The sequence below is a fragment of the Streptomyces sp. NPDC048415 genome, from assembly GCF_040651675.1.
Taxonomy (GTDB): domain Bacteria; phylum Actinomycetota; class Actinomycetes; order Streptomycetales; family Streptomycetaceae; genus Streptomyces.
On record NZ_JBEZKJ010000043.1, the window covers coordinates 38586 to 50422 of the forward strand.

At 73.1% G+C, this 11837-nt stretch carries 11 protein-coding genes and 1 pseudogene; 9 read left to right on the forward strand and 3 right to left on the reverse strand.

The window, feature by feature from the left end; genetic code table 11:
* Positions 1-4: 4 nt before the first annotated feature.
* Together AB0D27_RS25710 and AB0D27_RS25715 are read right to left on the reverse strand one after the other, a co-directional pair.
* Positions 5-1117 (reverse strand): HAMP domain-containing sensor histidine kinase, encoded by a 1113-nt coding sequence (locus AB0D27_RS25710; RefSeq protein WP_362513116.1) that lies wholly within the window; start codon positions 1115-1117, stop codon positions 5-7.
* On the reverse strand, positions 1110-1886 hold the full coding sequence (locus AB0D27_RS25715; RefSeq protein ID WP_362513119.1) for a response regulator transcription factor: 777 nt from the start codon (positions 1884-1886) through the stop codon (positions 1110-1112). The genes AB0D27_RS25710 and AB0D27_RS25715 overlap by 8 nt, the downstream gene beginning before the upstream one ends.
* Positions 1887-1990: 104 nt before the next feature.
* On the opposite strand from AB0D27_RS25715, the gene AB0D27_RS25720 reads away from it, so the two are divergent.
* From AB0D27_RS25720 to AB0D27_RS25730, 3 genes are read left to right on the forward strand one after another with little or no spacing between them, the layout of a single operon-like run.
* Positions 1991-2725: a glycosyltransferase family 2 protein gene (locus AB0D27_RS25720; RefSeq protein ID WP_362513122.1), complete on the forward strand. Its 735-nt coding sequence runs from the start codon at positions 1991-1993 to the stop codon at positions 2723-2725.
* Positions 2722-3339, forward strand: a complete 618-nt coding sequence (locus tag AB0D27_RS25725) for a DUF2064 domain-containing protein (RefSeq protein ID WP_362513125.1) — start codon at positions 2722-2724, stop codon at positions 3337-3339. The genes AB0D27_RS25720 and AB0D27_RS25725 overlap by 4 nt, the downstream gene beginning before the upstream one ends.
* On the forward strand, positions 3336-4271 hold the full coding sequence (locus tag AB0D27_RS25730) for a methyltransferase domain-containing protein (RefSeq protein WP_362513128.1): 936 nt from the start codon (positions 3336-3338) through the stop codon (positions 4269-4271). The genes AB0D27_RS25725 and AB0D27_RS25730 overlap by 4 nt, the downstream gene beginning before the upstream one ends.
* 319 nt (positions 4272-4590) lie before the next feature.
* On the opposite strand, the gene AB0D27_RS25735 is transcribed toward AB0D27_RS25730, so the two are convergent.
* Positions 4591-5817, reverse strand: coding sequence for a molybdopterin-dependent oxidoreductase (locus tag AB0D27_RS25735; RefSeq protein ID WP_362513131.1), 1227 nt, complete (start codon positions 5815-5817; stop codon positions 4591-4593).
* Positions 5818-5930: 113 nt separating this feature from the next.
* Between AB0D27_RS25735 and AB0D27_RS25740 the strand changes: the two genes are divergently transcribed.
* From AB0D27_RS25740 to AB0D27_RS25765, 6 genes and pseudogenes are all read left to right on the forward strand, one after another.
* Entirely contained in the window at positions 5931-7277 is a 1347-nt protein-coding gene (locus AB0D27_RS25740; protein WP_362513134.1) for a hypothetical protein, read from the forward strand.
* A gap of 156 nt (positions 7278-7433) precedes the next feature.
* Entirely contained in the window at positions 7434-8405 is a 972-nt protein-coding gene (locus tag AB0D27_RS25745; protein WP_362513182.1) for a lysylphosphatidylglycerol synthase transmembrane domain-containing protein, read from the forward strand.
* Positions 8402-8713, forward strand: a pseudogene (locus AB0D27_RS25750) (iron-containing alcohol dehydrogenase); the annotation flags it as partial. The gene AB0D27_RS25745 and the pseudogene AB0D27_RS25750, both read left to right, overlap by 4 nt.
* 44 nt (positions 8714-8757) lie before the next feature.
* Positions 8758-9033 (forward strand): iron-containing alcohol dehydrogenase, encoded by a 276-nt coding sequence (locus AB0D27_RS25755; RefSeq protein ID WP_362513136.1) that lies wholly within the window; start codon positions 8758-8760, stop codon positions 9031-9033.
* A gap of 364 nt (positions 9034-9397) precedes the next feature.
* Complete coding sequence (locus AB0D27_RS25760; protein WP_362513139.1) at positions 9398-9850, forward strand: hypothetical protein; 453 nt, start codon at positions 9398-9400, stop codon at positions 9848-9850.
* A 16-nt stretch (positions 9851-9866) separates the two neighbouring features.
* Positions 9867-11837 (forward strand): Hsp70 family protein, encoded by a 1971-nt coding sequence (locus tag AB0D27_RS25765; protein ID WP_362513142.1) that lies wholly within the window; start codon positions 9867-9869, stop codon positions 11835-11837.

An 11837-nucleotide genomic window follows, 5' to 3' on the forward strand; every position in this document is an offset into this window, starting at 1 on the left:
AACGTCACGCCTCAGCCATGGGCAGTCTGACCTCGAAGCGGCAGCCGCCGGGGACGTTGTGTACGGCGGCCTGGCCCTGGTGGGCCTCCACGATGCCCCGGACGATCGCGAGGCCCAGGCCCGCCCCAGCGGGCGGTGTGCGGGCGTGGCTGCCGCGCCAGCCGGTGTCGAAGACGCGCGGCAGGTCCTCCTCCGGGATGCCGCCGCAGCCGTCGGTGACGGACAGGACGACACCGTCCGGCGAACGTTCGGCCGCCACCGCGACGGTGCCGTCGGCGGGCGTGCGGCGGATCGCGTTGATGAGCAGGTTGCCCAGGACGCGGCTCATCTCCTTCCCGTCGACCTCGACCGGGACCTGCTCGATCCGGTCGCCGACCAGCCGCACCCCGCACGAGCGGGCCAGCGGGTCCGCGCCCGCGAGGGCGTCGCCGACCAGGTCGTATACGGAGATGCGGGACGGGGACAGGGCGAGCGTCCCGGCGTGGATGCGGGAGAGTTCGAAGAGGTCGCCGACCATGTCGTTGAGGCGTTCCACCTCGGTGCGCATCTGGCGGAGGTAGCGGTCGGGGTCGGCGGCCACTCCGTCCTCGAGGGCTTCGGACATCGCCCTGAGCCCCGCGAGCGGGGTGCGCAGGTCGTGGGAGATCCACGCGACGAGCTCACGGCGCGAGGTCTCCAGGGCGCGTTCACGGTCGCGGGACTCGGCGAGCTTGGCGCTGGTTGCCGCCAACTCCCGGCTCAGCGCTGTGAGTTCCGCGGTTGACGGGCCGTCGGGGGCCGCGAAGGCGCCGCCGTCGCCGAAGGAGCGGGCGGCGAGGGTGAGGGCTCGGCTGCGGGCCACGACCCAGCGGCCAAGCAGCAGGGCGGTCGCGAGGGAGACGACCGCCGCCATGGCGACGACGGTCGTGACGACGGACAGGTCGTGCGAGGACAGGAACATCGCCCACGCCACGGCCAGCGTCCCCGCGAGCATCGCGGTCACGGCCACGGCGGCGACCACGGCGAGGGACGCGGTCAGCGATCTGCGCCGGATCAGCCACAGGGCGCCCGCGCCGAGCAGCCCGGCCGCCGCGGCGCCGAGGAAGGCGAAGAGGGCGATGAGCAGCATGTCACGCATGGTCAGACCGTCCCTCGGGAGTCTCGGAAGTCCCTGCGGGCGTGGCATCGAAGCGATAGCCGACACCCCACACCGTGTGGATCAGCCGCGGCCTCGCCGGATCGTCCTCGACCTTTCCCCGGAGCCGGCGCACATGGACCGTGACCGTCGACAGGTCCCCGAAGTCCCAGCCCCAGACCTCGCGCATCAGGTCCTCGCGGCTGAACGCGCGCCCGGGATGCCGAAGGAAGAAGGCGAGGAGGTCGAACTCGCGGACGGTGAGGGCGAGTTCGGTGCCGTTCTTGGTGGCACGTCGGGCGGCGGGGTCGACGGCGAGCCCGGCCGCGTGCAGGGGCTGCGCGGCGGCGGAAGGACGCGTGCGGCGCAGTACGGACTCCACGCGCAGGACCAGCTCCCTCGGGCTGAACGGCTTCGTGACGTAGTCGTCGGCCCCCACCTCAAGGCCCAGGATCCGGTCGTCCTCGTCGCCCCGCGCGGTGAGCATGATGACCGGCACGGGTCCGTGTCCGCGCATCCGGCGGCACACCTCCAGGCCGTCCATGCCCGGCAGCATCAGGTCCAGCACCACCAGGTCCGGCCAGTGCGCGGCGGCCCGGGCGAGCGCGGCGGGGCCGTCGGCCGCCCGGTCCACGACGTACCCCGCGCGGTCGAGATAGCCGGAGACGACCTCGGCCACGGTCGGATCGTCGTCCACGACGAGAACGCGCGTCGTGTCCGCGTACTCGCTCGGGGCGGGTCCGGCACCTGGGGATTCGTACGGCTGCTGCATGCCGTCCAGCCTCCCACCGGCCCGTCCCGCGTGCCGCCCGCCCACCCCGACGTCCGCGTTTCGTAAGGAGCCGGAGTCCGAAATGCCCGTTTCACGTTCGTAGGGTGAAAGCCGTGACGACCTCTCCCGCAAAGGACCCGTCGGTCGACGTGGTCCTCCCCTGTCTGAACGAGGCCGAGGCCCTGCCCTGGGTGCTCGCCCGCATCCCGTCCGGCTGGCGCCCGCTGGTCGTGGACAACGGCTCCACGGACGGTTCGGCGGAGCTGGCCCATGACCTCGGCGCACACGTGGTGCGCGAGGCGCGCCGCGGGTTCGGGGCGGCCTGCCATGCCGGACTGCTGGCCGCCACCGCGGACATCGTGTGCTTCTGCGACTGCGACGCCTCGCTCGATCCGTCCCTGCTCGCCCCCTTCGTCCGCGAGGTACGGGACGGCGAGGCCGACCTCGTACTCGGGCGGCGCCGGCCGCTGGGCCGGGGCGCCTGGCCCGCGCATGCCCGGGCGGGCAATCTCGCGCTCGCGCGGATGCTGCGCCGCCGCACGGGGCTGCGTCTGCACGACCTCGGCCCGCTGCGCGCGGCCCGTCGCGAACCGCTGCTCGCCCTCGGCCTCACCGACCGCCGCAGCGGCTATCCGCTCCAGATGGTCGTCCGCGCCGCCGACGCCGGCTGGCGCGTCGCCGAGCACGACGTGCCCTACCTGCCGCGCACCGGCACCTCGAAGGTCACCGGCACCTGGCGCGGTACCTGGCAGGCGGTACGGGACATGCGCCGCGTGCTGGCCGAACCGCCCGCCGCCGACCGCGCCACCGCCTCTTCGCAGGGAGGAACCGCCCAGTGACGACTCTCCTCGTCATCGCCAAGGAGCCCCGGCCGGGTCGGGTGAAGACACGGCTCACGCCGCCGTTCACGCCCCGGGAAGCGGCGTCGCTCGCCGAGGCGGCCCTCGTGGACACCCTGCGTACGGTGGCGGCGGCGCCCGCGCGGCGCCGGGTTTTGGTGCTCGAGGGAGCACCGGGCCCCTGGCTGCCGCCCGGCTTCGACGTCGTACCGCAGTGCGCGGGAGGTCTGGACGAGCGGCTGGCCGCCGCCTTCGCGGGGTGTGAGGGGCCCGCGCTGCTCATCGGCATGGACACGCCCCAGGTGACGCGTGAACACCTCACCGTGGACTTCTCCGCCTGCGACGCGTACTTCGGGCCGGCCGAGGACGGTGGCTTCTGGGCTCTGGGGCTCGCCGTGCCCGATCCCGAGCTGTTGCGCGGCGTACCGATGTCGACGCCCACGACGGGTGCCGTGCAGCGCGCGCGGCTCGTCGCCGCCGGGCTGCGCGTACGCGATCTGCCGCGCCTGCGGGACGTCGACACGGCCCGTGACGCGGAGTCGGTCGCCAGGGCCGCGCCCGGCAGCCGCTTCGCCGCGCAGCTGGACCGCCTCCGGACGGCCACCGGCCGATGAGCACCGCACGCGAGCTGACGCCGGCGGGGATGAGCCACCCGGGCCTCACCGCCTCGGACGGCACCCGACGCGAGCCGGCGGGCCCGGCAGTCACCGGCCCGGACCACTCTGCCGCACGCCGGCCGACGCCCCCGGAAGTCACCGGCCCGGGCCGTGCGGGCGAAGGCGCCCCGGTGTCCTGGTCCGCCGACCCCTACTCCGACGCCCTCGTCATGGGCAGGGGTCCGCTCTTCCTGCGCCGGACCGACGGCTGGTTGCTGCCCCTGGAGGTGGAGCGCTGGTGCGCGCGCGCCGACGCCGTGGACTTGAAGGTGCTGGGGCACTGCGAGGGGGCGGTGCTCGATGTGGGGTGCGGGCCCGGGCGGCTCGTCGCCGAGCTGGCCGCCCAGGGGCGCGCCGCGCTCGGAATCGACGTCAGCGAGGCCGCGGTCGCCCACACCGTGCGGCTCGGCGGGCACGCGCTGCGCCGGTCCGTCTTCGAGCCGCTGCCCGGTGAGGGCCGCTGGGACAGCGCCCTGCTCATCGACGGCAACATCGGCATCGGCGGCGACCCGGCCGCGCTCCTGCGAAGGATGTCCCAACTCCTCGCGCGCGGCGGCCTGTTGATCGCTGAGACCGTGCCGGACGTGGACGTCGACGAACGCGTCAGCGTCCATGTCGTGGGCGTCACCGACGCCCACGACGCCGCCGGCCCCGCCTTCCCCTGGGCCCGCCTCGGCACCCCGGCCCTGCTGCGGCACGCGGCGCGGGCGGGCTGGCGCCCCGACGGTCAGTGGGCGACCGGCGGCCGCTCCTTCGTCGTCCTGCGCAACCGGCGCGCACGCAGCGACCGCAGCACGAGCAGCGCCGCCGAGCCCCCGAACAGCACCGCCGTGATCAGCAGCCAGCGGGACAGGAAGCCGTCGCCCGACAGGCCGGTGGCCGACCGGTAGTGGCCCGCCACCTGCCCGCTGATCAGCGGAAACCACACCAGCAGCAGGAGGCAGGAGAGCGCCGCCGGGACACGGACGTAGACCGTCCACTCCCGGCGGCCGGCATCGCCCAGCGCCCGCGTGAGAGCCCGGTCGGCACCCCCGTACAAGGGCACCAGCACCAGATCGTGCACCACCGCCGCGGCCACGAACCACACGGCCACCCCGAACCAGTCGCCCGCGAGCAGCCGCACCCCCGCGTATCCGGCGAGCGCGAAGGAGCAGCCGAGCAGCAGGATCTGCAGGGGGCTGCCGAGGTACTTCCCGTACGGGTGGCGCATCACAGGTCTCCGAACGTCATCCGGGCCACCCACTTGGTGTTGAGCACGCCGGGCGCCGCGGGGACGATGACGCGTGCCGGGTGGCCGTGGTCGGGGGTCAGGGGCTCGCCGTTGACATACAGGGCGAGCAGGGAGCGCGGGTCGCGCACCTGGTTGTCGCGCAGGGCCGCCCGGCGGAACGCCCCGTGCCGCTGGAGCGACTCCACCAGCACGTCCGGCGCCGCGCCGTTCTCGTACCCGACGAGCGCCGCCAGATCCCGCAGCCGCACCCCGCGCCACCACTGGTCGGAGGTCGACCAGCCCTCCACGCAGGCGATGGGCAGCGCGGCGCTGTACAGGGGGAGTCGCAGCAGTTCGCTCCGGCTGAGCCGGAGGGTCTGCCCGCGTCCCTCGACGACCAGCCGCCACGCCTCCTCGCTCGTCTCCGTCGCGCTGATCCCGCGCGACGCGGCCGTCTTGTTGATCTGGAATCCGGCGGGTCCTGAGCCCGGTTCCGGGCCGCCGTGCGGGGCCAGTACGGCGGTCTCCCGCAGCGGCCCGTCGAAGCTGTGCCCCACCGTCGTACCGAACAGGAGCAGTGAACCGCCGCCGACCAGCCCGAGGGCCCCGCGCCGCGAGACCGTGGGTTCGGCGGGGTCCGGCGACACCAACTCGCCTGTCTCTTCCCGCAGTTTGCGCACATTGCGGATGGCCGCCGGCACCCGCAGCACGGCGTGCGTCAGGAACGCGGCGAAGAACACCCAGGCCCCGTAGAAATGCAGCGGATAGAAGGAGCCGGGGAAGATGTAGTCGAGCTGGACGTTGAGCACACCCGTGATGAACTCGAACAACGCGCCCCCGACCAGCAGGAGCAGCGAGATCCGCTCCAGCGCGTGTGCGAATGACCGGGCGGGCGGCAGGGTGAACAGCTTCGGCACGACCGACCACAGCTTCGCCAGGAGTACGGGGATCAGCGCGACGCCGAGGGTGACGTGGACGCCCTGGGTGAGGCGGTACAGCCAGGTCGGGTCGGTCGGCCAGGAGAAGAGGTAGAAGCCGAGCAGGCCCTTGTCCGGGGTCATGTCGTTCACCGGTGACAGGTCCGGGTTGTACGCGGCGTACGACACCAGACCCGTCACGAACAGGACCGTGATCCCGCCGAGCAGCACCAGGCCCAGCACGGAGGTGAACCAGGGGCCGCGCAGCGGGCTGCGCCAGAACGCGGGGGATGAGGGAGACCGTGGCATGTCCCGACCGTAGGCCGGGGACACCCCCCGAATGGGTCCGCGAACCATGACGAAACTCTGACGTCCACCCTGGCGGCGGCCGTGCGGGACGTCTGTCGGCCTAGCGTGCCGGTGTGAACCGCGATCTTCTGCGTGACCTGTCAGCCGCCCTGGCCGCGGCGGCCCTCGTCACGGCGGCCGTCCTGGTCGGTACCGCCATCGAGCACCGCGACGGCACGCTGCATGTGAGCTGGCCGCCGCTGTACGCGCACTGGGAACCGCATATCGGCCCCGGCACCCCGGCCGCACTCGCGGTGGCCGTCGCCGTGGTCGCGTACGGTCCCGCCGTCGCCGCCCGGCTGCCCTGGCGCGCGCTGCTCGGTGCCGCCTGGAGCACGGCCATGGCGTGGACGTTCTCCCTGGCGCTGATCGACGGCTGGCAGCGGGGCGTGGCACGGCGCCTGACCACCCAGTACGAGTACCTGCAGGTCATCGACCCCGTCAACCGCTTCCACGACATTCCCGCCGCCCTGCGGGACTTCACCCACCACATCCTGATCCACTCCCCCGGCCACTGGCCCGCGCACGTCGCCGGGCATCCCCCCGCGGCCACCCTCACCTTCGTCCTCCTCGACCGGATCGGCCTGGGGGGCGGGGCGTGGGCGGGCGTCTGGTGCGTCACTGTCGGGGCGACGGCGGGGGTCGGGGTCCTCGTCACCGTGCGAACGCTCGCCGGGGAGGCCCTCGCCCGTCGCGCCGCGCCCTTCCTCGTCCTCGCGCCGGCCGCCGTGTGGATGGGCACCTCGGCGGACGGGTACTTCGCGGCGGTCGCCGCCTGGGCCGTAGCGCTGTTCGCCCTCGCGGTGACCGGACACCGGCCACGGGTGACGGGCCTCGCGTCCGGGCTCCTGTTCGGCCTCACCGCGTATCTGTCGTACGGGCTGACACTGATGGCGGTGATCGCGGCCGCCGTCCTGCTGCTGGGCTCCGGACGGCTGAGGCCTCTTCCCTATGTCATCGCCGGACTCGCCGTCGTACCGGCGGTGTTCACGCTGCTCGGCTTCAACTGGTGGGAGGCGTACCGCCTGCTGGTCACCCGCTACTACGAGGGAGCGGGCGGGGTACGGCCGTACGCCTACTGGGTGTGGGCGAACCTCGCGTGTACGGCGCTGATCGTGGGCCCGGCGACGGTGGCGGGCCTGCGCCGAGCCGGCGCGTCGCCCCTGCGCCCGGGTGTCCGCACCACCCTGCGCACGTCCACCCCCGAACCCCGGCTCGCCCTGCTCGTACTCGCCGCCCTGCTGGCCCTCCTCGCCGCCGACCTCTCCGGCATGAGCAAGGCCGAGACGGAGCGCATCTGGCTGCCGTTCGCGATGTGGCTGCTGCCGGCGTGCGCGTTCCTCCCCCGGCCGCGCGCCTGGCTCGCCGCCCAGGCCACCCTGGCCCTCCTCCTCAACCACCTGTTGCTGACGGGCTGGTGACCATTTCTCGCGGACCGACACCGAGAGATGGCCCTCGACCTTCGGCTCCCGGACACCGTGCGGTCACGCGGGGCGGGAAACCTCCCGGCGTCCCCTCTTGTCCCGCCCCGCGTTCGAAGGACGACGTGCGCCGTGTCCCAGATCCGGCTCGACGAGTTGCCGAAGCCGCGGCTCGCCCCGACTCATTCGCGCTCCGCGGCCGTCCATGTCCGCCGGGCGCTGACTCTGCTTCCCCTCCTGCTGATCGGCGCATGGGCCGCGGCCGACTGGCGCGCGGTGCACGACGGCGTGGCTCGGCTGGCCTCCGCGAACCCCTGGTGGCTGTTGACCGGCCTGGTGTTCACCTGCCTCGGCTGGGTCGCCGCCTCCTGCGTCCGGCAGGGCGCCCTGCCGGAAAGGCTGCCGCCGGGGCCGCTGCTCGCGTCACAGTTCGCCGCAGGCGCCGCGAACCACGTGCTTCCGGCGAGCATCGGCGCCCATGCCGTCACCCTGCGCTTCCTCCAGAGACGCGGCGTACCCCTGCCGCGGGCCACCGCCTCGCTCGCCCTGTACTCGCTGGTCAAGCCGCTCGCCAAGACGCTGGTGCTCCTCGTCTTCCTGGTGGCCTTCCCGGACATGCTGCCGCTCGGCCACCTCGTCCCGGACGAGTGGATGCTGCTCCTGGCCGCCGGGGGCGTGGTCCTCGGGCTCGCCACGGCGTTCCTGCTTCTGGCGTTCGTACGGCCGCTGCGCCGCCCGGCCTTCGGCCTTCTGCGCACCGCCGTGGTCGACGCGCGGCTCCTGCACACCCGGCCCAGCCGCGTCCTCGCCCTCTGGGGCGGGGCGGCCGCCACCCCCTTGCTCCAAGGAAGCGTGGTCACCTCGGTCGGGTTCTCACTCGGGCTGCCGCTGTCCTGGGCGCAGGTGGTTCTCGCGCTGCTCCTCGCCACCACCGCCGTCGGAGCGGTGCCCGCGCCGGGCGGCATCGGCCCGGTGGACGCGGCGCTGGTGTTCACCCTGGTCGCCTTCGGCGCACCGCTGAACCTCGGCGTGGCGACCGTCATCGGCTACCGCGTCCTGACCGTCTGGCTGCCCCTGCTACCGGGCGCGATCGTGCTGGCGGCCCTGGTACGCCGCGAGGTGCTGTGACCGTCGGGTGCGCCGCGCCGCGGACGCACCCGAGGGCACTTCTCGACCCGGAGTTGACGCTCGGCCTGCCCGCGCCGGCCACCGCGGCGACCGGCATCGACGCGCTCGTCCAGGGCATCGAGTCGCCGGCCTCGCGCGGTGCCAACCCGTTCTCCGTCGCGTAGGCCACCCAGGCGGTGACCATGGTCAGCCGCGCGCTGCCCGCCGCGTACCGGGACGGCTCGGACCTCGACGCCCGGGCCGAACTGATGATGGGTGCCCATCTGGCCGGCCAGGCCCTCACGCTTTCCGGCCTCGGCCTCGGCCACGGCATCGGTCACGCGCTCACCGCCACACCGGCACCCCGCACGGAGTGGCGCTCGCCGCCGTCCTGGAGGAGGTCATGGCGGTCAGCGCTCCGGCCGCCCAGGACGCGTACGAGCGGGTGGGACGCGCGATGCGGCTCGCCCCGCCCGCGGACGGCGACTGGGCAGGGGCCGCCGTCGAAGGCGTGCGGGCGCTCTCCGGGACGCTGGACATCAAGCGACCGCTGCGCGAACTGGGCACCGGCCGCGGAATGCGGCCGTCCATCGCCGCGGGCGCGGTGGCGGACGCGGTGACCCAAGAACTCGCCGCTGCCGCCGAGTGAGTCCGAGGTGCTGCGGATCCTCACTCGGACGTATTAGCGATTCGCCCGAGTGAGAGTTTCGAGTGAGAGTCCGAGGCGCAGCGCCTGGTGGCCCACCAGGCGCTGCGCCTTTTTCAGCGGGGGCAGGGGGCCATCGGCGCATCGACGCGCCGACGGTGCCGCACGGGGGACCAATTCCAGCCATGTCGATCCCAGATGCCGCAACTGCTGGAGATCGGGGGTGAGTTGCTGGAGGGCACCTCTAGAATCGGCGCAACATCACGGCGGCACATGGTCGTCCGGCGTCGAGAAAGACCGTGTCGAGCGCGAGCACGCCCAGTCTCGTCCCCTCGATGCGTAGCGTGAGCGAACGGGGGCTGTGGGGATGCCCGGTGCCGACATGGCGGGTGGGGCGCTGTTCGCCTTGCCGCTGGTCGTTCCGAGATCGACGGAGTACACGCGCCTCGACGTACCGCCCGAGGCGACGGCCGACGAGATCCGCGCGGCGGCGAACCGATGCGACGCCCGGCTCCGGGCGCGCGGTGCGAGCGAGCAGGAGATCGCCGCCGCACATGCCGTCAATCTTGAGAACGCCGAGGCCCGCGCCGCACACGACGCCCGGTATCCACCGCTCCCGCTGCTGCAGCTCGAGCCGACCTGGGAGCCGATCCTCGACGAGGACGCGAAGGCCGTCGGCCTGACCGTGCTGCGCAGGGAGATCGAGTCCTTCCTGACGGCCGCCGGTGAATGTGTTCACCGTCCCACGGACACCACCCGCACGGATTTCACCGGCGACTTCGCCCGCACTCACCTGCTCGACGGCTTCGCCGACGAGTGAACCCCGGAGGTCCCCCATGGAAGACGAGCTGCACCGGGTCGTCGGCATCGACCTCGGCACCACCTACTCGGCCGTCGCCGCTTATGCCCCCGACGACTTCGCCCCCAAGATCCTCGCCGACCCCGAACGCGAGGGAGCCGCCGCCGTGGCCACGCCCTCGATCCTACGGCTCGACCCCGACACCGGCACCCTCGTGGTCGGGCACGACGCCAAGGACGCCATCAGCGAAGGACCGGGCGCCGAGGGCACGCTGGTGGAGATCAAGCGCGAGATGGGAGCGGTGTTCACCCCGGAACTGCTCGACCACTTCGGCGCGCGGGGCGTCTACGAGGTGGACGACCCCGTGCGGGCGAGGCTCGGCGACGCATGGCTGCGCCCGCAGGAGATCAGCGCGCTGGTGCTGATGCGGATGAAGCGGATCGCCGAGCAGACGCTGGGCGGGGACATCCACGACGCGGTGGTCACCGTACCCGCCTACTTCATGGAGCGGCAGAAGAAGGCCACCGAGGAGGCGGCGCTGCTGGCCGGCCTCTATCCTCGCCAGCTCATTCCGGAGCCCACCGCCGCCGCCATCGCCTACGGGGTCGACCGGGCCGAGTCCGAGCGGCAGATCTACCTGGTCTTCGACCTCGGCGGTGGCACGTTCGACGTATCGATCATCGAGACCCGGGAAGACGAGATCGAGGTCATCGCGACCGCCGGCGACCAGCGCCTCGGCGGCGGCGACTTCGACGACGCCGTCGTCGAGTGGATCATCCGGGAGTGCGGCGAGACGCTGCCGAAGGACACCGAGCGGCTGCGGATCAAGGCGGCGGCGGAGGTGGCGAAGCGCGAGCTGTCCCTGCGCGCCGCGACGACCATCGACCTCGGTGGCGCCACCGCTCCTATGGAGCTCGACCGGGCCACCTTCGAAGCGCTGATCCAGCCGATTCTCGACCGGTCCCTGCGGCAGGTCGACGAGGCCCTGCGCTTCGCGCAGAGCGCCAAGGGCGTCCTGCGCGAGCACGTCAACGCGGTGCTCCTCGTGGGTGGTTCGACCCGTATCCCGCAGGTCAAGCGGATGCTGCTCGAGCACTTCGACCGGGACGAGGGATTCGTGCGCGGCGACGCCAACCCCGACACGCTGGTGGCCCGGGGCGCCGCGATCGTGGCCCACCGGTTCGAGCCCTCGTCCGCCTTCGACCTCGCGACCCGGCCGACCGCCGAGCGGTCCGCGGACGAACAGGACTACGCCGTCACGCTGATCACCGAGCACACCCTGGGTGTCGGCGTGCAGCAGGGCAAGTTCAACGCGCTGATCCCGCGGGGCACCAAGATTCCGGCCCGCCAGGTGAAGACGTACACGAACCCGGAGCAGGCCCACCGCATCGAGGCGGCCATCTATCAGGGCGAGGGTGAGTACATCTACGACAACTCCCTCATCGGCACGATCCACCTCGACGACATCGAGCGCCGCCCGGAGGGCTACCACGAGTTCGAGGTCGAGTTCGCGCTCGATGTGAACGGACTGCTCGGGGTGCAGGTCACCCACACCAACACGGGGCGGGAGTACCAGGCGACGTTCGACCAGAGCACCACCATCGGCAAGCTCGACGAGCTGGCGGAGCGGCGGGCCGCCCTGGTGAAGCTGTTCGCCACGGTCAGGGCCGCCGGGGCACAGGACCGGGCTGAGGCCGCCGGCGCGGAGAGGTCCCCGGCGGGGCAACCGGACGCCGGGCCGGTGAAGTTCACGGTGCCCGCGCCCGTGGCCGCCGCGGTGCCGGAACCGGTCTCCGCCACCGTGCCCGCCCCTGCTGGAGAGGTCGACCCCGCTGCCGTACCGGCGGAGTACCGGCGCACGGTCAAGAAGGCGCTCCGGGCGGGCCGGGACGGCCAGGCGCCGCCCGTTCTCACCGCGGCCCTGGGCGCGTTCTGGGACGCGGTACGCGCCGGTGCGGACGAGGACACGCTGGACGAGCTCGCCGACCGGCTCGAGGACGAGCTTTGA